Origin of the sequence: Nitrincola nitratireducens (assembly GCF_000585235.1) — a bacterium.
GTDB classification, from domain to species: domain Bacteria; phylum Pseudomonadota; class Gammaproteobacteria; order Pseudomonadales; family Balneatricaceae; genus Nitrincola; species Nitrincola alkalisediminis.
Map to the genome: position 1 here is coordinate 17,798 of NZ_AONB01000003.1, position 21,164 is coordinate 38,961.

General features: G+C 46.9%; 20 protein-coding genes and 1 pseudogene. 15 read left to right on the top strand and 6 right to left on the bottom strand.

Going from position 1 to position 21,164, the window contains the following annotated elements; all coding sequences use genetic code 11:
• Positions 1-23: 23 nt before the first annotated feature.
• Positions 24-1,436 (bottom strand): GTPase/DUF3482 domain-containing protein, encoded by a 1,413-nt coding sequence (locus tag D791_RS04025; RefSeq protein WP_036508181.1) that lies wholly within the window; start codon positions 1,434-1,436, stop codon positions 24-26.
• On the bottom strand, positions 1,433-2,476 hold the full coding sequence (locus D791_RS04030; RefSeq protein ID WP_036508182.1) for a DUF2868 domain-containing protein: 1,044 nt from the start codon (positions 2,474-2,476) through the stop codon (positions 1,433-1,435). Before D791_RS04030 ends, D791_RS04025 begins: the two co-directional genes overlap by 4 nt.
• A 315-nt stretch (positions 2,477-2,791) precedes the next feature.
• Here D791_RS04030 and D791_RS04035 point away from each other — a divergent pair, with 315 nt between their 5' ends.
• Positions 2,792-3,892, top strand: coding sequence for an alpha-hydroxy acid oxidase (locus D791_RS04035; RefSeq protein WP_036508185.1), 1,101 nt, complete (start codon positions 2,792-2,794; stop codon positions 3,890-3,892).
• Positions 3,893-3,912: 20 nt separating this feature from the next.
• On the opposite strand, the gene D791_RS04040 is transcribed toward D791_RS04035, so the two are convergent.
• The 4 genes from D791_RS04040 to D791_RS04055 form a co-directional block, all read right to left on the bottom strand.
• Positions 3,913-4,596, bottom strand: a complete 684-nt coding sequence (locus D791_RS04040) for a Fe2+-dependent dioxygenase (protein ID WP_036508187.1) — start codon at positions 4,594-4,596, stop codon at positions 3,913-3,915.
• A 92-nt stretch (positions 4,597-4,688) separates the two neighbouring features.
• The gene (locus D791_RS04045; protein ID WP_051514164.1) at positions 4,689-6,911 is read right to left on the bottom strand and encodes a TonB-dependent receptor; all 2,223 of its coding nucleotides are present in this window, start codon (positions 6,909-6,911) and stop codon (positions 4,689-4,691) included.
• A 526-nt stretch (positions 6,912-7,437) separates the two neighbouring features.
• Entirely contained in the window at positions 7,438-9,618 is a 2,181-nt protein-coding gene (locus D791_RS04050; protein ID WP_036508189.1) for a TonB-dependent receptor, read from the bottom strand.
• A gap of 150 nt (positions 9,619-9,768) precedes the next feature.
• A complete protein-coding gene (locus D791_RS04055) occupies positions 9,769-10,221 on the bottom strand; it encodes a hypothetical protein (RefSeq protein WP_036508191.1) in 453 nt (150 codons plus the stop codon).
• 110 nt (positions 10,222-10,331) lie between these two features.
• Here D791_RS04055 and D791_RS04060 point away from each other — a divergent pair, with 110 nt between their 5' ends.
• The 14 genes and pseudogenes from D791_RS04060 to D791_RS04125 all read left to right on the top strand — a co-directional run bounded on the left by D791_RS04060 (position 10,332) and on the right by D791_RS04125 (position 21,138).
• The gene (locus D791_RS04060) at positions 10,332-10,943 is read left to right on the top strand and encodes a superoxide dismutase (protein ID WP_036508193.1); all 612 of its coding nucleotides are present in this window, start codon (positions 10,332-10,334) and stop codon (positions 10,941-10,943) included.
• A gap of 87 nt (positions 10,944-11,030) precedes the next feature.
• The gene (locus D791_RS04065) at positions 11,031-11,276 is read left to right on the top strand and encodes a type B 50S ribosomal protein L31 (RefSeq protein WP_036508195.1); all 246 of its coding nucleotides are present in this window, start codon (positions 11,031-11,033) and stop codon (positions 11,274-11,276) included.
• Between the two features lie 14 nt (positions 11,277-11,290).
• Positions 11,291-11,431 (top strand): type B 50S ribosomal protein L36, encoded by a 141-nt coding sequence (gene ykgO, locus D791_RS04070; protein ID WP_036508197.1) that lies wholly within the window; start codon positions 11,291-11,293, stop codon positions 11,429-11,431.
• A 440-nt stretch (positions 11,432-11,871) separates the two neighbouring features.
• Entirely contained in the window at positions 11,872-12,180 is a 309-nt protein-coding gene (locus D791_RS04075; protein ID WP_036508200.1) for a phenol hydroxylase subunit, read from the top strand.
• A gap of 27 nt (positions 12,181-12,207) precedes the next feature.
• Entirely contained in the window at positions 12,208-13,194 is a 987-nt protein-coding gene (locus D791_RS04080; protein ID WP_036508202.1) for an aromatic/alkene monooxygenase hydroxylase subunit beta, read from the top strand.
• Between the two features lie 13 nt (positions 13,195-13,207).
• A complete protein-coding gene (locus tag D791_RS04085) occupies positions 13,208-13,477 on the top strand; it encodes an MmoB/DmpM family protein (RefSeq protein ID WP_036508203.1) in 270 nt (89 codons plus the stop codon).
• Positions 13,478-13,505: 28 nt separating this feature from the next.
• On the top strand, positions 13,506-15,008 hold the full coding sequence (locus tag D791_RS04090) for an aromatic/alkene/methane monooxygenase hydroxylase/oxygenase subunit alpha (RefSeq protein ID WP_036508205.1): 1,503 nt from the start codon (positions 13,506-13,508) through the stop codon (positions 15,006-15,008).
• An 88-nt stretch (positions 15,009-15,096) separates the two neighbouring features.
• Positions 15,097-15,459: a phenol hydroxylase subunit P4 gene (locus D791_RS04095; protein WP_036508207.1), complete on the top strand. Its 363-nt coding sequence runs from the start codon at positions 15,097-15,099 to the stop codon at positions 15,457-15,459.
• A 10-nt stretch (positions 15,460-15,469) separates the two neighbouring features.
• Positions 15,470-16,531, top strand: a complete 1,062-nt coding sequence (locus D791_RS04100) for an NADH:ubiquinone reductase (Na(+)-transporting) subunit F (protein ID WP_036508210.1) — start codon at positions 15,470-15,472, stop codon at positions 16,529-16,531.
• An 18-nt stretch (positions 16,532-16,549) separates the two neighbouring features.
• On the top strand, positions 16,550-16,858 hold the full coding sequence (locus D791_RS04105) for a 2Fe-2S iron-sulfur cluster-binding protein (protein ID WP_036508213.1): 309 nt from the start codon (positions 16,550-16,552) through the stop codon (positions 16,856-16,858).
• Between the two features lie 38 nt (positions 16,859-16,896).
• Positions 16,897-17,820 (top strand): catechol 2,3-dioxygenase, encoded by a 924-nt coding sequence (locus D791_RS04110; RefSeq protein ID WP_036508216.1) that lies wholly within the window; start codon positions 16,897-16,899, stop codon positions 17,818-17,820.
• Between the two features lie 62 nt (positions 17,821-17,882).
• Positions 17,883-19,343, top strand: a complete 1,461-nt coding sequence (locus D791_RS04115; protein ID WP_036508219.1) for a 2-hydroxymuconic semialdehyde dehydrogenase — start codon at positions 17,883-17,885, stop codon at positions 19,341-19,343.
• Between the two features lie 11 nt (positions 19,344-19,354).
• A pseudogene (gene dmpE, locus D791_RS04120) lies at positions 19,355-20,138 on the top strand (2-oxopent-4-enoate hydratase).
• Positions 20,139-20,226: 88 nt separating this feature from the next.
• Positions 20,227-21,138 carry an acetaldehyde dehydrogenase (acetylating) gene (locus D791_RS04125; RefSeq protein WP_036508221.1) on the top strand — a complete coding sequence of 304 codons (912 nt, stop codon included), beginning with the start codon at positions 20,227-20,229 and terminating at the stop codon, positions 21,136-21,138.
• Positions 21,139-21,164: the final 26 nt, after the last annotated feature.

Here is a 21,164-nt window from a genome sequence, read left to right on the forward strand (position 1 = left end):
TCTTGTAAATGTCCCGTTTGCTGTTAGGGATCGGTCGTCCAGACCTTTTCTTGCTCCTGAGCGAGTTTAGCCGTTAAGGTCTCATGTAAGGCGTTTTTAATCCATTGCGTGAGTTGATGTTGATGCTTGTCTTTCCATTGCTGTTTTTGCAGGGCTTTTGCCCATTGCAGTAGCTGTATTTGGTCCGATTTAGACCAGTCGGACGCCTGAGATGTTAATTCAAGCTGACCTCTCTCTGCATGGGGTTTGAACCAAACTCGTTGAGTAAACGTCAGCGCCCTAGCCATGACCACTAATGGAAAGTTTGGATGTGTCACGGGGCCGATAAATGGCTTTTCCTTTGATAAAGGCAACCATCCAAACACTTTTTTCGGGAGGTGCTGACTGGCTAACCATCCACTTGATGCACCAATAATGGCTCCAGAAACAGCGCCCAGCATTAAAGATGTACCCCCTGAGCCCAAATCAATGACGGCGCCTGTAGCCATGCCAGCGGCTCCGCTGATTATCAACAGTTCCTTTTGTTTGAGCCCCCAAAGATACCAGCGCTCTGTATTCATGAGAGAACTGTCTTGTGCCTGCCATAGACGCTCTTTTTCTGTATGTGCGTGCGCATGTCCCCACTGTGTGAGTAATTGTTCAAAAAAGTGTGTTTCAGACTGATCTAGATGTTGTTGAAACAACTCTTCTGGTGGGGTAGGTAAGACGGAGTTTAAAGGTGTGATGGCCAAACGGTAACTGATTTGTTCGCACCAATATTCCGCAAGCTGCAAGCTGACTTGTTCAATCCGCGCTTGGTCACGTTCAATAAGCCGCTGATTCAGCCGTTTAATCGCTTGCGTCCAGTCTTGTGATAATTCAGCCATTGCATTGAGTAAGGCGATCCGCGTTGGCAAGGTGGCCGTCATGGGATTAAAGACACGTACCCATTGAAAAAATTGATTCAAGGTGACTTGCCAATTTGGATCTTGATGGGCGGGGTCTATGGGGTTAATAATCGCCATGCGCGGTTGCCCCGTCCATCTAAGAATCTCCATTTCAGCCTCGTCTGCTGCGGTTAAGTCGCTGGCGGCATCCGTGATGTATAAAATGCCAGCGCCCTGCATAATGGGTGTAAGTAGTTCAACCTCATCAGGGAAGCGTTGAGCATGACTGGGTTCGTTCAGAAATGCTTGAATACGTTCTGGGCGTTGGGCGGGTGAAACGGGGATCTCGTTTAGCCAAGCTAAGACTTGTCGCGCTCGTTGGAATCCGGGGGTGTCCGTCAGCGCCATCAATACCTGATTTTGAATAATAAATTCGAAGCGCTCGGCTTTTTGAGTGGTGCCAGATTCCACCCCAATGCGGATATGGGCATTTTCGACCAGTGTCGAGACAATCGATGACTTACCCTGATTGGGATGACCCACGACACAAAAATGAGGATAGGGTTTCATGTAGAGGGCTCCATCCAAACAAGTGCATGTTTTTGCGCAAAGGCTTGCCAGCTGAGTTGGTGACGATCCGTCTCCGGATTGGAGTGATGAACTTGCAGTGCTTGCTTAATTCCTTTGCTGTTGGCTTCGGTTATCCAGTCACTCAGCTCAGCCATGGGCGTGCAGCTTGACTTCACTTTCCACAAAATTGAATGAGGCGACATATCCATAAGCTCCTTCCAGACACGTTGATCCTCATTCCAATCGTTCAGCCCCAATGAATATCTATTGTTGGGCGCTGACATTTGCCAGTACACACATGTCGCAGCGTGCCAGTCGTCCAGATGATAGGCTTGGTCGAATGGCTGAGGAGCCAGGGTTTGAGACGATGCCGCAGGTGCTTGAGTGGGCGCAATTCTTAACTCAGATGAGTGGAGTCGGTGCCACTTTACGTAGGTCGCAATCGCTAACAGGCTTCTCGGCAACAGATTGTAGGTGATGATGCTCGCCATGATAAATGGCCACCAGCGGCTAGCGTCTTGAAAGGATGTGGTATGGGCGTCGATACGGTTAAATTGCGTCGTGTCTAATAAATTGAGGTCGGGAGCCGCCTGAGGCCAGAGCGCTGCCCAAGGCGTACTGATAAGTTGCATCAATTTTAATAGGGCATCAGACGAACTCAGTAGGGTCGTACTCCAACCGAAGGCAAGGTCGGATATAAACAGCTGGATTGTGAACATGCTGAGCGTCCCGATCCCAAAGACAAGCCATAACCCTTGCAGTCGGCTAATAATCCACCAAGCTTGGATCGGTTTTGGTTGCCAGTAACGTGAGGGCTTCAGAATCTGAGTAAGCCAACTGTTTCTCACGCCCCTTACCAGTTGTAGGGTGGATAGGATCGAGCCCAGCAAAGGGAGGCCCACCCAAAGCAACAGAATCCAGAAAACATTGATGCGGCCATCATTGGGGTAATTGAGAACAGCGGTGGCGAGCATCATCCCTGCAATAAAGGATACAAGAATAAGCCACTTGGGCAGTGTCAAAGTGTCAGTTGTGTTCAATCGAATTCCTATGCGGTAAAGCCAATACGTCGATAAATAATACAGACCTAAGATGGTGACGCCTAGATGAGAGTAATAGATCGGTATACAGCGATTGGATCAGAGAAATATTAAGACCAGAGGAAAAGCGATAAAAGGTCTTTAATTAATTGCTAATGAAAATAATTTGCATTACTATGTCGATCAGCTAGGTAAGCTGAAATCATGATTCCCTTCATCCTCATGAATTCAACGCTCAATCCGTGGCAGCACTGGGGTGTTGTCGCGGGTTCCTTTTTATACAGGCTGCGTTGATTTAACCCTTTTGGATGTACTATGTCTAGGATACCGAATTCTCTTTGCTCGTTGAGTGACTATGAAATAGAAGCCAAACGACATTTACCACCGGATCTTTGGGCATATATTTCAGGCTCATCAATGGATGGCTTGACCAAACAACGCAATACAAGTGCATACGATCAATGCTTATTGCAGTCGCGTGTATTAGTTGAAGGGCTCGGTCAGGGCAGTTGTCAAACGCAATTATTCGGACAATCACTGAAGTACCCTCTACTCATTGCCCCCTTAGCCTATCAGCGTCTTGTCCACCCCATGGGCGAAATTGCCACTGTGCAAGCGGCTTTAGCACAGGGAGTTGGGTTTTGTTTGTCGACACTTTCGAGTACTTCTATTGAAGCCGTTGCTGACGCTGCATCGGAGAGTTGCCGTTGGTTTCAACTCTATTGCCAACCCGATCTAAGTGACACCTTACACCTAATCAATCGAGCAGAGCTGGCTGGTTACCAAGCGCTAATCGTTACCGTGGATGCACCCTTTAATGGTGTGCGCCATGATGAGCAACGAGCGGGGTTTCGCTTGCCTTCGGATGTTTGCGCCGTCAACTTAAACCATCTGCCTAAGCTTAGAGAAGGCGATTCTGTCTTTGAGTGTTGGATGAAAACAGCACCGACGTGGAAAACCATAACTTCGATTCTTGAGCACACGCAGTTGCCTGTTCTTCTTAAAGGCATAATGCATCCGGAAGACGCACTAAACGCTGTTGATCTAGGTGTAAGAGGTATTGTTGTCTCGAATCATGGTGGTCGTGTCCTGGATACGCAGCCTGCAAGTCTTGAGGTATTGCCTTTAATGCGTCAGGTGCTGCCAAAGGGATTCCCCATTTTAGTCGATGGTGGTATTCGACGAGGCAGTGATGTTTTTAAAGCCATTGCTCTTGGAGCGGATGCTGTGCTTCTCGGCCGATATGTGCTTTATGCATTAGCGGTTGCTGGTCCCTTGGGTGTTGCGCATGTTTTAAGAGTGTTAAGAGATGAATTCGAAGCAACCATGGCGCTCTGTGGTTGTGCCCGTGTGTCCGATATATCAACAGTCTGTTTATATGATTTTCCTAGGGCCTTTTCAAATAAAGGGCGCTAGGAGTAACCAGTGATTAAGTCTCAACTTGTTTGGCTCCATTGCCTGAGCAAGTTATGGTATACACCGATAAGGCGGGTAATGTGTTCATTCTCGTGTGTGTTTTGGCGTAGGCCTTGGATGCTTTGGTCTAGCTGATACAGCGTTCGCCTCTGCTCATTATCTCGGATTAAACTTTGTAACCAAAAAAAACAGCTGATGCGGTGGCCCTTGGTCACGGGTGTCACTCGGTGGAGACTTGTTGATGGATAGAGAACCAAGTCTCCCGCTGGGAGCTTAACGGATTGCGTGCCAAAGGTATCATCAATGATGAGCTCGCCACCCTCGTATTCATCTGGCTTGCTTAGAAACAGTGTCATGGATAGATCTGTCCTGATTTTCACAGGAGTGTTGGGAACTTGGCGGATAGCATTGTCGATGTGATAACCAAACTCACCTCCATTACAGTAACAGTTGAACATGGGGGGGAAGATCTTGGCAGGCAGTGCCGCCGCCATAAAATCGTCTCGTAGCCCCAGTCGTTGTAGAATTGCATTACCCAGCTGTTCGGCCAGTGGTGAGCGTGGGTCAAGTTGTAGGTTGGTTTTTTGCTGACGAGAGGCATTGCCAGCCGTAAGTTTTCCATCTTGCCATTCGGCTTTTAATAGTGCTAATTTGATATTATGGGCTTCTTCGGCAGTAAGAATATTGTGTAAATGCAGCAGCACGTGTTGGATTCCTGTCGATTGAGTTTGAATGTTCGTGCTCAAGCCATCAAGGATGTTTTACTCCATGGATGGCTTGATTGGATTCTTAATCTTTAAAAATTGTAGTTGAGGCTGAGTTTTATATTACGCGGATCCCCTGGCTTAAAATGACCGCGAGCGCTGTAATCCGTTACGTATTCCTTGTCCGTTAGGTTGCTCACGTTGAGCTGGGCTTTAAGCTGGTTGGTGAATTCATAACTGGCCATTGCGTTCACCAGCGTGACACTGCCGGTTTCATAGAAGGCACGTTGCTGGCGCCAGTATGTATTGCCACTGTTATATTCGGCTCCAGCGCCTAAGGTGAGAGGGCCTTTAGCGTAAGTCATCCAGAGACTGGCAGATTGATCGGGGGCTGCCGTTAGGCCGTTTCCGAGAGTCGTATTGCCATTTGCGGCTGGCGCATCTTCTGTAACTTTGGCATTTTGCCGAGTATAGGTTCCAATAAGGCTCAGTTCATCACTTAATTGACCGGTTGCACTTAATTCAAAACCACGGCTGCGCTGCTCACCAGACGTTGTAATCTGATTGTCGACGGTGTCATAAACGTCTTTCGTTGTTTCAAAAAGGGCCGCGCCTAACAAAAGTCGATCATCAAAGAAGACCCATTTGGTTCCAATTTCTTTTGTGACGGACTCCAGTGGATCAAGCTTTGCATAGGCATCGGCTGTATTGGCGTTACCCTGTAAGACAAGGTCAGTGGCATTGGGCTGTTCTGAGTTCGATATAGAGGCATAGAGGCTGCCATTTTGCAGAGGTTTAAAGTTGATGCCTGCTTGCCAACTGATTAAGTCTGCATCTGTTTTTGCATGAACTTGTTGCCCCCCCGAGGTTTTGTACCCCTTTGCCGTGAAGTCTTCATAGCGCAGTCCAGCACTCAATTGTAGATATTGATTGAGTGTGGCTGTATTTGCAAAGTAGGCGGCTATACCTTTCGCGGTGGTGTCGGATGAGTAGCCATCTTTTTGCCAGCTTCCTGTGGCGGTGACACTGTCGGGGGTATTTAGATCGACGCTAGTCGCAGAAAGTGTGATGCCCGAAGTGTCGATAACTGGGATTTTTTTATTTTCTCGGTAGACTTCGGCCCCGACAACGAGGTCGTGTTTTACCGAGCCTGTATACACTTCTCCAATGGCATCTAATTGAGTAACAAAGAGTTTGTCTTCACTAAACTGCGCCATGAAAGGTGAAACATTGACGCTGCCATCATAGTTCGGTGCACTGTTATTACCGAGATTTAAAAGGGCAGGCCGGGTGGTGATGGATTGGCGTTCATTGGTTCCAATACGCGTTTGGCTGCGAAGGTTCCAGGCATCATTGACTTCGTGATTGATGATCGCCGTTAGGCTTGTGGCATCGACTTCTTCAAAGTCACGGCCTTTAACACCGTAATAGTTGCCCCAATTGCTTTTTGATATAGGCCCTTCGGGCATGCCTAACTGCGCGGCCGCCGCTGCATTCACAAAAGGAAGACCCATTACGGGTGTGTTGTCTTGTTGCATATGAAACAGGTTCAGTGTTAAGTCTGTTTTGTCACTGATCTGAAGGAAGTAAGAGGATGCGATGGCTAAAGTTTGATAATCTTCTTCGCCATTGCCAAGATAATCACCACCGCTTTGTGCCAAAAGATTAATTCTAAGCGCACTGTCATCTGACAGCTGGTGATTAAAATCACCGGTAATTCGTCCTAACTCACCTTGATCATATGAAAGATTAATCGTATTAAAGTTGCGGTCTGTACGTGCGCTTTTTGTCACTAGATTAACGGTCCCGCCGGCCGATCCTTTCCCGTATAGACTCCCGGATGACCCCTTCGCAACTTCGATCTGCTCGGTATTGAAAATATCGCGACTGTAGGTTGAAAGATCCCGAATACCATCAGTGTAAATGCTACCGTTAACATCAAATCCACGAATAGTAATTGTGTCGCCTGTGGTGACGTTCCCCCCTCCACCTTCTCCAGCCGCAAAAGTGGAGACACCTGCGACGTTGCGTAAAGCGTCTTGAAGGTTGGTCACTCCTTGGTCGTGCATCAATACGTCATTAACAATCGTCAGTGTTTTTGGTGTGTCAACGAGATCCTGTGTGAGTTTCACATTGGCTGATTTCTCAACATGATAGGTTTGTTCTGATTCTGCCGATACTTCCAGTGTCGGTAGCTGAACGTTGTCCGTTTGTGCATAAGCGTGTGTCACCATGAGTGACAGGGCAGAGCCGATCGCTAAGGCTAAGGGGCTGGGTTTGCAGGTGTGTATCTTGCAGCATAGATGGTTTTGCATTGGAGTTCCTTTCTATGAATTTTTAATGGGGAATAAAAATGCGACTAACAATAGTTGTCACACATCCTTTTTGTTGAGAAGGCGTTGTGTACTAAATTCAGGAGAGGCTGGCACTGGCTGGCGAAGCGGGATTTCCGTCAGTAGGCTTTAGGCGATTGGGAGATGCGCCAGATCGATACTTGAAAATTGTCCGCTCAAGGCTCAATTAATAAAACTAAATGAGTCTATTGCGCGATTTTAGTTGTTTTTTACAATAATGCAAATAATAATGATTTGTATTAAATATAATCTTTTGTGTTCAAGGATTGACTGGGCATGAGTGCGTTGGGGTGACTAAGCGTGTTGATGAAGATCAGAAAAGCGGTAGGGCTTGTTATTATTATCACTGGAGTGTGTTTGTTTCTCGTCAACTTGGTTGATATTTTGCTGTAAAGAGAGTGTAGGTGTTGTCACACAGAATATTGATTAGAAGCCACTGAACATCAGTGATGTCCGTGACTTCTAATCGAGTTGTAATCGCTAAGCTTTAATCAAACGCGTAGTTCACACGGAATAGTAGGCTTCTTGGTGTTCCTGGCATTGCGCTGGATCGCCAGTATTCCTTATCCAGTAAGTTGCTGACGGCAAGTGACATGCGCCAATTATCTATGTTGTACCCTACCGCAGCATCAACACGGTTAAAGCCATCTAATTTAGTGGTGTTGCTTAAGTTCGTCCATGAATCTCCGACATGCGTTACCCCAATTTCGCCGTAGGAGTGTTCGTTAGGCAGGTATCGCAGAAAGAGGTTTCCAGTGTTTCGTGCGACTCCGGCTAAACTTTTTCCCGTGTTCGCTGGCGTGGCTTTGTCTTCTTTTACGGATGCCTCGTTGTAACCATAACCGCCTCGAACATAGAGCTGGTCGGTGAGGCGTCCAATAAAGCTGAGTTCAAGGCCTTTAGACTGATGTTGTCCTTGTACTTCCCAAGTATAAGGGTCATTGGTTGGATCTGGACGGTAGCGAATGTTGTTTTTCCGTATGTCATAGATTGCGAATTGTGTGCTTAGACGTTGATTCAGGAGATCACTTTTAATGCCTATTTCATATTGATCGTTAAATTGCGGATCGGCGTCAAAGAGTTCAAGGTTTTGGTTGGCGCTGATTGGATTGACACCGACGCGTCCTCCAAAAGGAGCAAAGCTTCGGCTATAGGAGGCATACAGTGTGTGATCTTGGAAAGGGCGCCAAACAACGCCAATATTCGGGCTAAAGGTACTGTCATCAATGCTTCTTTCAAAGTTGGGATTACTGCTCGCTAGCAAGCGATTTTCCGATAGGCTTTTATAATAATCGTAACGAACACCCAGCATTAGATCGAGATCATCGGTCAGTCCAATTAAATCTTGTACAAACAGCCCGTAGTTGGTGCCTTTGGAGTAATTGTGTGTTCGTATCTCTAGATCTCCTGAGCCTCTAGAGCTGGATCTTTCACCCGTTAAGGGGTTTACATATCCAAATATGGGGGACCTATCCTTGTTTTCATTGGCAAGTTTGGGTTCTCGTTGTTCGATGGAATAATCAAATCCGAGGGTTAAGCGGTGTTTTAACGAACCTGTCATGAACTCACCCAGCAAGCTCAGATTGTTGCTGAAGGTTGTGTTAGCTGTTTCTTGCCAATAATACACTTGGCTGATATCGCCAACATGGCCTACACAGCTACCGCCAGTTCTGACTACGGTTGACTCGCTGGCGCAATAGGTTCCTAAATAAAAATGATCGAAGTTTTGATAGGCTTCGCGATAACTAGCAGCCCATTGCATCTGCCATTGATCATTAAGTTGGTACTTCAAATCAGAGCGAAGCACTTGCAACTTATCATCAACAAAGTCACCGGGTTGTGCAAATCCGGTTTTGATCGAGGTACCATCCGGTAAATTTTCAAAGGCAGGCCCGCGATCTGGGATTCGGTGCAATTTGTCGTAGGTATACTGTGCCGTCCAGGTGAGTCCTTCGTAGTTGTCGTAGGTAATGCTCGGAGACAGCATTTCAATTTCGTTTTTTATCCCGCTTCTGAAACTCTCACTTTGGCCATGCTCACCTGTCAGTCTAACAGCCCAATTATCGGAAATGACTTCATTAATGTCGACGACAACCCCTTGGTTATCATAAGAGCCTGCATAAGCTCCTATAGAACTTTTGGACTCAAAGTTGGCTGATTTACTGACCATATTGATCACTCCGCCGCCACCACTGCGACCATAGAGGACAGATGCAGGACCTTTAAGTATCTCAATACGTTCTACATTGGCGGTGCTGCGGCGAACTTGGCCACTTTCTCTATTGCCATCTCGGTAAATATCCCCGGTGTCTGCACTGAATCCACGTAACATGATGCCATCACCGCGCATGTCGTACGATGTAGAGACCCCTGGGGTTCCTTGAAGCATGACGCTTAGATCATTGGACCCGTAGAGTTTGTATTTCTGAACATCCAGTGTGTCAATTGTTTGTGGAATTTGTTTCTTATCTAAATTGTTTCGTGTCACGCTGGCCTGCTGGTAGTCGACATAGGTGCGTGTGGGGTCATTCTCCTCTAGGGCTTCGACCATGAGGGTGGGTAGAACGGCACGTATTTGGGTGTCGGCATGCGCTTGTGTAACGTACGTCATTGTTGGAGCAAGGGAGAGTGAAAGCAGCAGTAACGGGTGTTTTTTCTTAAAAGTCATGATAGCCATCTTGTAACGGTGGTGGATTTAAAACACAGACGTTTTGTTACATCCATTTTTTGTCTGCATACTGGAAATCCTTTTCAGATATGGGTCTCGCTTCATCGTAAGGTTATGTTTAAAAAGCAAATAATGACTCTGTTTGCATTTTTAATGCAGAATTCTTTCGGTCATCTTTTTATCTTGATGGCAAGTACAAGCGCAGATGTCATGCTGAGTTTTTTCGCACGCTCTGTGCCTGAAAAGCTCTCGTCTCAATCGACAGCTTTCTTGAAGAAATGCCAACGCAAGATTGGGATCATCCTGCGCATCGGATGCAGCCTCTTCATAGAGATTGAGATAACGCTCTAAAGTGGAAAAACAACGAGGCCAGCGTGCTTGTCTTGCATAGACATCCGCAAGATTTTGAATACTGATCGAAAGACAAATGATGTGTAGCATCGTAGGTTTATCATCTGTGCTAGACAGGTTTCGCTCTGAATAAGCTGTTTTCATCAACTCAATTGCATCAAGGTAAAGTACTTCTGCATGTGCATAGATTTCACTCTTAAAGGCGATATTTGCTTGTTGCGTGATGTGTTTCCAAAGCGCTAGATCTGCCATAGCTCACCTCAGTAATGGAGGGTATTCAAAACAAGTTTGCAAATAATAGTTGTTTTTCTATTTAATGCAAATAATAATGATTGTTATTATGTTTAGATTTGGAGTTGAGTATGGCCTTTGAGTTACCGAAATTACCCTATGAGTACGCTGATCTTGAGCCCCATATCGATGCGTTAACGATGGAAATTCATCATTCGCGTCATCATCAAACCTACGTAAATGGACTCAATGCGGCAATAGAAGGGACAGACTTTGAAGTCTATGCTTTGGATGAGTTGGTGAGACGTTGTTATTCACTGCCTGAAACCTTGCAAACCGCCGTCCGAAATCATGGTGGCGGGCATGCAAATCACAGTCTGTTTTGGGAGGTAATGTCGCCAAATGGAGGTGGACTTCCTGAAGGGGTGTTATTGAACGAGATTGAGGCTACCTTCGGTTCGTTTGAAGCTTTCAAAACGTTATTTATTGAGGCCGCTATTAAGCGCTTTGGCAGTGGCTGGGCGTGGTTAGTGGTCAATCCAGATAAAACGCTGAGCGTTACTAGCAGTGCCAATCAAGACAGCCCACTGATGGATGGACAATTTCCAATATTGGGTCTAGATGTCTGGGAGCATGCCTATTATTTGAAATACCAAAATAAACGTCCTGAGTACATAGCGGCGTTTTTTAATGTGATCAATTGGCCTCGAGTGTCAGAGCTATACGACAAAGCGGTTGGCTAGTTAATTGCTTTGTTTTATTCGAAGAATCAGGTCGTCTCCCTGATTTTTTTAACGCCATTTAAGTTATGATATAACATAGGATTTGTGATGAAAAAGTCTATCCACCCTGCTTATGATTATGTGATTTTCCGGGATACCAGTTGTGGCAAAATGTTCAGGATTCGATCGACTTGCCAGTCCAAAGACACAATTGTTTGGGAAGATGGTAAAACCTATCCTGTTATCAACTTAGATATCTCCAGTGCCTCACATCCCATGTACACAGGTGAGCAACGGATTGTCAGCAATGAGGGCCGTATTGCCCGCTTCAACAAACGCTTTGGTCGTTCTTAATAGGAGATTTAACCATGCAGGTTGTCAGCTCACTCAAAACCGCCAAAGCACGCCATCCTGATTGCCAAGTTGTCAAACGAAGAGGTCGCTATTACGTGATATGTAAGAGCAATCCTCGTTTCAAAGCACGTCAGGGGGGTGGAAAGAAGCGCTAGTGTGTCTTAGGTCAACTTAATACGAGGCACTATCGCCACTATTAACGAATGAGGCTCTTCCTATTGGTGATTATTGGGAAGAGCATTCAAATTTAGACTCTTTCTTTGCTAGATCTTAGACAAGTTTGCTGGGTCAGAATAATACGACTAGCAAGTCGTTCATATTGTGTGAGTATCAGACGGCTATTGATCAAATGATCATGCCTAAAAAATCACTTAATCATTTGGTTAACGTCCTCGCCTTTAAACCATCGACCTTGCCTAACTCTTTTTGATAAAAGGGTAGAGCGTTTTTTTGATCCATGCTTTTTTATTTATATTTCAATTGATTAGATATATGCATGACCTGCATTTGAGCCATGAAGAGGATATGGCACAGCCCTTGCTTTAGTACTTCTGACAATGACGACATAACAACATAAAAAGTCAGAGGTTAGGCAATGCTAGATTTGCATGTTTATCACAATCCTTCACCCCGTCCTCGAACAGGTGTCGATGGCCTAAAAAAATACATTCGAGTTCGTAGTGAGCCGGGTGCCCGTTTTGTCGAATTCGATTTTGCAATCGAAGATCCCTCTCTTTTTGTCGAGCTGATCATGCCACCGACCGCATTTGAGGCCTTCTGCAAGAATAATCATGTCATTCACATGACCGATGAGCAGATGGCTGAAGTTGATGCTGAGTTAGAAAAGTGGCGCTATGGCGAAGACACGCTAATGAGCAAAAATCACAACCGTTCTGTTGAATAAAAATAACATCAACTTTGAGTGACGCTTATGACCATTGAAATTAAAACGTCAACACTGGAGCCAGTGCGTAATACCTTTGCCAATATCGAACGTCGATTTGGTGATAAACCCGCTTCACGTTATCAGGAAGCAACCTATGACGTACAAGCAGAAACAAATTTTCATTATCGGCCATTATGGCAACCTGAATTTGAGTTGAACGATAAAAACCGTACCAAAATCGTGATGGAAGATTGGTATGCGCTAAAAGATCCTCGTCAATTCTATTATGGTGCCTATGTTCAACAGCGTGCCAAAATGCAAGAAGCCGCTGAAAGTAGTTATGCTTTTTTTGAAAAACGTAACTTGGCAGACTATTTAAGTGATGATGTTAAAAACTTGCTAATTACGTATTTAATACCCCTAAGACATATCGAAAACACCGCTAATTTAAACAATATGTATGGCTGTGCATTTGGTTATGGTACAGCCATAACTCAAGCCTTGTTATATAACGCCATGGATCGTCTGGGTATTGCTCAATATGTATCACGTATCGGCCTCATGCTGGATGGTAATACAGGTCAATCCTTAATCGAATCCAAGCAGCACTGGATGGAAAATCCCGCCTGGCAGGGTATGCGTGCGCTCTGTGAAGAGATGACCACTGTCGAAGATTGGTTCGAGGTAGTGCTGGCGCAGAACCTCGTAATGGACACCCTAGTTTTCAACCTTTTCTACGAACAACTTGACGGCAAGCTCGCATCGATGGGTGGTCGTGACATCGCTATGTTGACCGAGTTTATGCAGGCCTGGAACAAGGATGTGAGTAAATGGTTCGACTCTGTCCTAAAAACGGTCGCTTCAGAATCGGATGAGAATAAGGCCATGCTGCATGCTTGGACTGATAAATGGCAGTCGAAAGTGCGGGACGCCTTGAGACCTGTTATTCACGAACTGCTTGAACCAGAAGCGCTTGATTTAGCAGTCGCAGAGCTTGAAAAGCGCATTAAAAAAGCCGGAATAACAGCCTAAGGGGTTTAGTAGCATGTCCAAAGTCTATATCGCGTTACAAGACAACGACGAATCGCGTTACATCATTGAAGCGATTGAACAAGACAACCCGGATGCAACCGTCATTCATCAACCCGCCATGATTCGCATTGAGAATGAAAACTCTCTGGTCGTTAAGCGCGAAACCGTTGAAGAAAAAATGGGGCGTGACTGGGATGTTCAAGAGTTGCATCTCAACCTCATCACACTGGGTGGCAATGTCGACGAAGATGATGATCAGCTCAGTTTAAGCTGGAATGTTTGATTGTTATTAAAATAAAAAGGGTCAGAAAATGTCAGCTAAAAAGCTTAACTTAAAAGATAAGTACAGATTATTAACACGAGATCTTGACTGGGAATACTCTTACGCAGATCGTAAAAAAGCATTTCCTTATGAAGAGTTTGAAGGCATTAAAATTACTGATTGGTCTAAATGGGAAGATCCTTTCAGATTAACCATGGATGCCTACTGGAAATATCAGGCTGAAAAGGAGAAAAAACTCTACGCCATATTCGATGCCTTTGCACAAAACAATGGCCATTTAAATGTGACTGATGCGCGTTATGTGAATGCCATTAAAATCTTTTTAACCGGTGTGTCTCCTTTAGAGTATCAAGCCTACCAAGGTTATGCCCATGTCGGTCGTCAGTTTGGTGGTGCGGGTGCACGCGTGGCTTGTCAGATGCAATCGATCGATGAATTGCGTCATGTTCAAACGCAAATTCACGCCATGAGCCATTACAACAAGTACTTTGATGGCTTTCAAGATTGGACTCACATGCATGATCGCGTGTGGTACTTGTCAGTGCCGAAATCCTTCTTTGACGATGCGCGTAGTGCAGGACCATTTGAGTTCCTGATTGCCATCAGCTTCAGTTTTGAATATGTCTTAACCAACCTGCTGTTCGTTCCTTTCATGTCGGGTGCGGCGCATAACGGCGACATGGCCACCTGTACGTTCGGCTTCTCCGCTCAATCCGATGAAGCACGTCATATGACTCTAGGTCTGGAAATCATCAAGTTCCTGCTGGAGCAACACGAAGACAACGTGCCGATTGTGCAGAAGTGGATTGATAAATGGTTCTGGCGTGGCACGCGCTTGCTATCCATTGTTGCCATGATGATGGACTACATGTTGCCCAACAAAGTGATGTCCTGGAAAGAAGCTTGGGAAGTCTACTTTGAAGAAGCCGGTGGTGCGCTTTTCAAAGACTTAGCTCGCTACGGCATCCGCATGCCGAAGTTTGTTGAAGTCACTGAAAAAGAGAAGGAGCACATCTCGCATCAAGCTTGGTGGATTTTCTACAACTATGGCCACGCTGCTGGTTTCCATACTTGGATTCCCAGTGATGAGGAGCTGGATTGGTTGAGTGAAAAATACCCCGATACCTTTGACAAATACTATCGTCCCCGTTGGGAGCTGGCGAAGAAAATGGAAGCGGAAGGTAAGCGCTTCTACAGCCAGGCGCTGCCGCAACTCTGTACCACCTGTCAGATTCCGATGGGCTTTACCGAGATGGATGATCCAACCCAAATTGCCTATCGCTCAAGCGATTACGAAGGAGAGAAATACCACTTCTGTTCTGATGGCTGCAAACACATCTTTGATGAAGAACCTGAAAAGTATGTTCAGTCCTGGTTGCCCGTGCATCAGATTTATCAAGGAAACTGTGGTGGTGCCAGCGTGGAAGAAGTACTGCGCGACTACTACAAACTGAACCTCGGCGCTGACAACTTAGACATTAAGGGTTCACCCGATGAGCAGCGCTGGAAAGAGTGGAAGGGTGTTGCTTAATTCTCTTCAGCGTTCATCCCTCAAGGTTAATCCTTAAAAGTAATCCGTAGATGAGCCACTTCGGTGGCTCCAGAGATAGGAAACGATTATGTCAGTAAGAGCCATTACGCCTGACTACAAAGTGCAGGCACGGGACAGAGTTGAAAATTTTCACGGAAATCAAATTGTGTATGTGGCTTGGGATCATCATTTGATGTTCTGTGCGCCTTTTGCTTATGCACTGCCGCCGACCATGACATTTGCCGAGTTGCGTGACCAAGTCATGCCCGAAGCGTTTGGACTGCATGAAGAGTTTCCCAAAATCAATTGGGAAACGACAACTTGGTTGCTAGATAACCAGCCTTTTACTCCCGATCTGAATCAATCACTAAAAGCACAAGGTGTCGGTCATAAGTCGGTATTGAGATTCCAAACGCCTGAGCTGACAGGATTTCAGGGCAAAGCGGTTTAAGGAGCAGGTCATGACGTACGAAGTGACAGTGGAACCTACGGGTGATGTGATCGAAGTGGAAGAGGGGCAAACCATCTTGGATGCTGCGCTCCGTCAAGGCGTTTGGTTGCCGTTTGCCTGTGGTCATGGCACTTGTGGCACCTGCAAAGTTCAAGTGGTGGAAGGGGATGCGGATCTAGGCAATGCATCACCCTTTGCTTTAATGGATGTTGAGCGTGACGAAGGTAAGGTGTTGGCCTGTTGTGCCATTCCGGAATCTGACCTAGTGATAGAAGCGGATATCGATGTTGATCCCGACTTTGAAGGCTATTCGGTTGAAGACTTTAGCGCCAAAGTGATCAAGATTGATGATTTATCCCCCACTATTAAAGGGATCACGCTTGAATTGGATCATCCGATCACGTTTCAGGCGGGGCAGTATATCAATCTGGAAATACCTGATGTGGAAGGCAGTCGCGCTTTTTCCATTGCCAACTCGCCCTCTCACTCATCAATTGTCGAGCTCCATGTGCGGTTAGTACCTGGTGGTGCGGCGACGACCTGGTTGCATAAAACCCTAAAAGAGGGTGATGAACTGTCTCTGTCAGGTCCTTACGGGCAGTTCTTTGTGCGTAAGTCGGATGTTAAAGATGTGATCTTTATCGCTGGGGGATCGGGTTTATCCAGCCCTCAGTCGATGATTATGGATCTCTTGGAGCAGGGCGATACACGCCAAATCTATCTGTTCCAAGGCGCACGAAACCTGGCGGAGCTCTATAACCGGGATCTGTTAACCGAGTTGGCTGAAAAACACAGTAATTTTCATTACATCCCAGCTTTAAACGCCCCCACGGCTGAAGATCAGTGGCAAGGTTTTACGGGGTATGTTCATGAAGCCGCCATTGATCACTTTGACGGAAAATTTGCAGGCCATAAAGCCTATCTGTGCGGCCCTCCACCGATGATCGATTCTGCTATTAGCGCCTTGATGCAAGGTCGTGTCTTTGAAGCAGATATCCATATGGAGAAGTTCCTGACCGCCGCAGATGGTGCTGAGTCTGAAACTCGATCAGCACTGTTTAAGCGCATTTAGTGATGGGGGTCTGATGAGATGAATGCAACCCGTCAGTATCAGATTGAAGTCACGAATCGCCAACAACAGTTTGCAGTGCCTGAAGGTGAATTGTTACTGCATGCCATGGAAAAAACTTGCCTACAGGTTATTCAGGTTGGTTGTCGAGGTGGAGGCTGTGGGATGTGCAAAATCAGAGTGTTGCAAGGTAGTTTTCGCGCTAAACGGATGAGCAAAGCTCACATTACTGAACAAGACGCAGAAGCAGGCTATGTCTTGGCATGTCGAGTCTACCCTGAAAGTGATTTGGTTATCGAGTCAGACCACTTCAACGATTTATCTATATAAAAAACAGCGTGACATAACAAATATAAGAGGAAACGATCATGAAAAAAGGTGTAATGCGTCCAGGACATGTACAAATTCGTGTATTGGATCTTGAAGAAGCCCGTAAACACTATGTTGACCTACTGGGCTTAATTGAAATGGATTCCGATGACCAAGGACGCGTGTATCTCAAAGCCTGGACAGAAGTGGATAAGTACTCGGTCATTCTAAGAGAGTCCGATGAGCCGGGGATGGATTTTATGGGGTTTAAATGCCTAAACGAAGCCGTTCTGGACTCCCTGGCTGAAGAAATCCGCGCCTTGGGTATCTCTGTAACCGAATTACCCTCCGGCGATTTGAAAGATTGCGGCCGTCGCATGCAGTTTGTGGCGCCGACGGGTCATACCTTTGAACTTTTTGCCACCAAAGAGCAAACGGGCAAGTGGGGAATTAGCAGCGTTAATCCAGAGGCCTGGCCACGCGGCTTAAAAGGGATGCAAGCCAACCGCTTCGATCACTGCTTGTTGTACGGTGATGACCTTGAAGGAAACCTGACGCTCTTCCGGGATGTACTGGGCTTTGATTTGGCTGAGCAAGTCGTTGACCCTGAACAGAATCGTGTTGCGCTGTTTTTAACCGCATCAATGAAAGCACACGACATAGCGTTTATTAAACATGCAGAAAAGAACAAGTTCCATCACGCCTCTTTTTATCTTGAAACTTGGCAGGATGTGCTCAAAGCCGCCGATCTTATTTCAATGACAGACACGTCAATTGATATTGGCCCAACCCGTCATGGCTTAACGCATGGTCAAACAATCTACTTCTTTGATCCATCGGGTAATCGCAACGAGGTTTTTGCTGGGGGGGATTATCACTACCCCGATCACGAGACGGTGACTTGGAAAGCGGAAGACCTTGGAAAAGCGATTTTCTACCATGATCGTCAACTGAACGAGCGTTTCTTGACGGCGTTGACCTGATCCTAGTCTGTGCTAATGCCAAGCGATTAGCACTTTTTTTAGTTTGTATGCGAGAAAGCACGATGAATGAATTTAAACATTTCATCAACGGAGCCTATGTGGGCTCCGCGAGTGGAAAAACCTTTGAAAACCGTTGTCCCGTGGATAACAGCCTGATTGGTTTGGTGCATGAAGCGGGCCTTGACGAGGTGGATCAAGCGGTGAGGGCCGCGAAATCGGCGCTTAAAGGTCCTTGGGGTCAATTAAGCCAGGCTCAGAGAATAGAGCTGTTGAACAGTGTGGCTGAGCGCATTAATCAACGTTTTGATGAGTTTTTAGAGGCCGAATGTCGCGATACAGGTAAGCCCTATTCAATCGCCAGTCATATTGATATTCCGCGTGGTGCTGCAAACTTTAAAGCCTTTTCGGAAACCCTGGCGAATCATCCGACGGAGGCCTTTCGCTTAGATACGCCTGATCAGTTAGGTGCGATCAATCTTGGCCATCGGACACCTAAAGGGGTGATCGCCGTGATTTCGCCTTGGAACCTTCCGTTATTGTTAATGACCTGGAAGGTCGGGCCTGCATTGGCCTGTGGTAATACCGTGGTGGTAAAACCGTCCGAAGAAACACCTGCGACAACCACGCTGTTAGGAGAGGTGATGAATGAGTGCGGTGTTCCACCGGGTGTATTCAATGTTGTGCATGGGTTTGGACCCAACTCGGCGGGTGAGTTTTTAACGACCCATCCGTTGATAGATGCCATTACCTTTACGGGAGAGACTCGCACGGGTGAAGCGATTATGAAAGCGGCAGCTGTGGGTTTGCGCAACATATCCTTGGAGTGTGGCGGAAAGAATCCAGGAATCGTCTTTGCCGATTGTGATCTCGAAAAAGCTGTTGAAGGCACCATGCGTTCAGCCTTTGTGAACTGTGGTCAAGTCTGCTTAGGCACTGAGCGCGTCTACGTCGAACGTCCTGTGTATGACGCCTTTCTCAAGCGCATGAAAGAGCAGGTCGCTAAGCTGAAACTGGGCCGTCCAGAAGATCCCGCCGCCAACTTTGGTCCGCTGGTCAGCTTAGAACACCGCAACAAAGTGAAATACTACTATGACCTAGCCGTGGAAGAAGGCGCCACTGTTGAAATCGGTGGGGGTATTCCGGATATGGGCGAAGAACTAAACGGTGGTGCTTGGATTGAACCGACCATCTGGACAGGTCTAGCCGATGATGCGCGTGTGATTCGTGAAGAGATCTTTGGTCCTTGCTGCCATATCCGTCCTTTCGATACGGAGGAAGAAGTCATTCAGCTAGCCAACGATACGGAGTACGGCTTGGCGGCCGCCATTTGGACTGAAAACTCCTCTCGCGCCATTCGTGTGGCAGAGCAGATTGAAGCCGGTTTGGTGTGGGTGAACTCATGGTTCCTACGTGATTTACGAACCGCTTTCGGTGGCGCAAAACAGTCTGGCATTGGCCGTGAAGGTGGTGTCCATGGCTTGGAGTTTTACACCGAGCTGAAAAACATCTGCATTAAGTTATAAGGATCACGACGATGGACAAGCAACAGATTCAAGCCTGCGGTGATGAACTCTTTGAAGCGATGGTACAGCGTAAAGCGTTGCGCCCTCTGACAGAACGCTTCAGTGAAATCACCCTCGATGATGCCTATAACATATCCTTGCGTATGCTTGAGCGTCGCTTAGACGCGGGTGAGCGCATCATTGGTAAAAAGATCGGAGTGACCTCCAAAGCGGTACAGAACATGCTGAATGTGCATCAACCGGACTTTGGTTACTTGACTGATGCCATGGCGTTTAGCAAGGCGAAGAGATGCCGATCTCCACGCGTTTAATGCAACCGCGTGCTGAAGGCGAAATCGCCTTTATCCTGAAAAAAGACCTGCTAGGCCCGGTATTACCAATGCCGATGTCTTGGCCGCAACTGAATGCGTGATGCCTTGCTTTGAAGTGGTTGATTCCCGCATTGAGAACTGGCAGATCAAAATCCAAGACACCATCGCGGATAACGCCTCTTGCGGTCTGTTTGTTCTTGGTGATCGTGCTGTTGATCCACGCAAAGTCGATTTAGCCACTTGCGGCATGGTGGTGGAAAAGAACGGCTCCGTGATCAGCACCGGTGCCGGTGCGGCTGCTCTAGGCAGCCCAGTGAACTGTGTCACTTGGTTAGCCAATACCTTGGGTCACTTCGGTATTCCACTAAAAGCGGGTGAAGTAATTCTGTCCGGTTCATTAGTACCCCTAGAACCTGTTCAGGCAGGGGACTTTATGAGCTTGAGTATCGGTGGTATCGGCAAGGCTTCTGTGCGCTTTGTTTAATCGGAATGCTGTTGTCTCGACTCAGTATTTTATTGACTCAGCAGTACTTTATTGACGCAGTGTCACGACTTAATTCAGGAATTTAACCATGAGCAAAAAACTCAAAGCGATCATCATCGGTCCCGGCAATATCGGTACCGACTTGCTGATGAAAATGCAGCGTTCAGAATGGATTGAACCTGTGTGGATGGTCGGTATCGACCCCGAATCCGAAGGCTTAAAACGTGCCGCCACAATGGGCATTAAAACCTGTGCCACGGGAGTGGATGGCGTTTTACCTCACGTGATTGAAGACGATATCCGTGTCGCCTTTGATGCGACCTCCGCCTATGTGCATGCCGAAAACAGCCGCAAGCTGAATGAACTGGGCGTGATCATGATCGACCTAACACCGGCCGCGATTGGCCCCTACTGCGTGCCCCCAGTGAATCTCACGGATCATGCCAAAAACCTAGAGATGAACGTCAATATGGTCACCTGTGGTGGCCAAGCCACCATTCCGATGGTGGCGGCGGTCTCTCGTGTCCAACCGGTGTCCTATGGCGAAATCGTTGCCACCGTTTCTTCTCGATCCGTCGGTCCGGGGACGCGTCAGAACATTGATGAGTTCACCCGTACCACCGCCAGTGCCGTGGAAAACGTGGGCGGTGCCAAGCAGGGTAAAGCGATCATCATCATTAACCCGGCTGAACCACCACTGATGATGCGTGACACCATTCACTGCTTGACCGAGAGCGAACCCGATCAAGCCGCGATCACCGAATCCGTGCATGCCATGGTGAAGGATGTACAAAAATACGTTCCCGGCTATCGCTTGGTCAATGGCCCGGTCTTTGACGGCAATCGCGTGTCTTGCTTTATGGAAGTGGAAGGTCTTGGTGACTTCCTGCCTAAATACGCAGGCAACCTCGACATCATGACCGCGGCAGGCCTTCGCACGGCGGAGATGTTTGCTGAAGAAGCCGCCAATGGTGTTATTACATTACCTGCCCGTGGTTGAAGCCCAGCCAAGGTTAAGGAGAAGAA

Bases quoted from the DNA above. Each gene is read 5' to 3' on its own strand.
- D791_RS04080 (WP_036508202.1), top strand. From the start codon at position 12,208: ATGACCATTGAAATTAAAACGTCAACACTGGAGCCAGTGCGTAATACC.
- D791_RS04025 (WP_036508181.1), bottom strand. From the start codon at position 1,436: ATGAAACCCTATCCTCATTTTTGTGTCGTGGGTCATCCCAATCAGGGT.
- D791_RS04065 (WP_036508195.1), top strand. From the start codon at position 11,031: ATGAAAAAGTCTATCCACCCTGCTTATGATTATGTGATTTTCCGGGAT.
- D791_RS04125 (WP_036508221.1), top strand. From the start codon at position 20,227: ATGAGCAAAAAACTCAAAGCGATCATCATCGGTCCCGGCAATATCGGT.
- D791_RS04055 (WP_036508191.1), bottom strand. From the start codon at position 10,221: ATGGCAGATCTAGCGCTTTGGAAACACATCACGCAACAAGCAAATATC.
- D791_RS04085 (WP_036508203.1), top strand. From the start codon at position 13,208: ATGTCCAAAGTCTATATCGCGTTACAAGACAACGACGAATCGCGTTAC.
- D791_RS04115 (WP_036508219.1), top strand. From the start codon at position 17,883: ATGAATGAATTTAAACATTTCATCAACGGAGCCTATGTGGGCTCCGCG.
- ykgO (WP_036508197.1), top strand. From the start codon at position 11,291: ATGCAGGTTGTCAGCTCACTCAAAACCGCCAAAGCACGCCATCCTGAT.
- D791_RS04100 (WP_036508210.1), top strand. From the start codon at position 15,470: ATGACGTACGAAGTGACAGTGGAACCTACGGGTGATGTGATCGAAGTG.
- D791_RS04090 (WP_036508205.1), top strand. From the start codon at position 13,506: ATGTCAGCTAAAAAGCTTAACTTAAAAGATAAGTACAGATTATTAACA.
- D791_RS04035 (WP_036508185.1), top strand. From the start codon at position 2,792: ATGTCTAGGATACCGAATTCTCTTTGCTCGTTGAGTGACTATGAAATA.
- D791_RS04050 (WP_036508189.1), bottom strand. From the start codon at position 9,618: ATGACTTTTAAGAAAAAACACCCGTTACTGCTGCTTTCACTCTCCCTT.
- D791_RS04075 (WP_036508200.1), top strand. From the start codon at position 11,872: ATGCTAGATTTGCATGTTTATCACAATCCTTCACCCCGTCCTCGAACA.
- D791_RS04060 (WP_036508193.1), top strand. From the start codon at position 10,332: ATGGCCTTTGAGTTACCGAAATTACCCTATGAGTACGCTGATCTTGAG.
- D791_RS04110 (WP_036508216.1), top strand. From the start codon at position 16,897: ATGAAAAAAGGTGTAATGCGTCCAGGACATGTACAAATTCGTGTATTG.
- D791_RS04045 (WP_051514164.1), bottom strand. From the start codon at position 6,911: ATGCAAAACCATCTATGCTGCAAGATACACACCTGCAAACCCAGCCCC.
- D791_RS04095 (WP_036508207.1), top strand. From the start codon at position 15,097: ATGTCAGTAAGAGCCATTACGCCTGACTACAAAGTGCAGGCACGGGAC.
- D791_RS04105 (WP_036508213.1), top strand. From the start codon at position 16,550: ATGAATGCAACCCGTCAGTATCAGATTGAAGTCACGAATCGCCAACAA.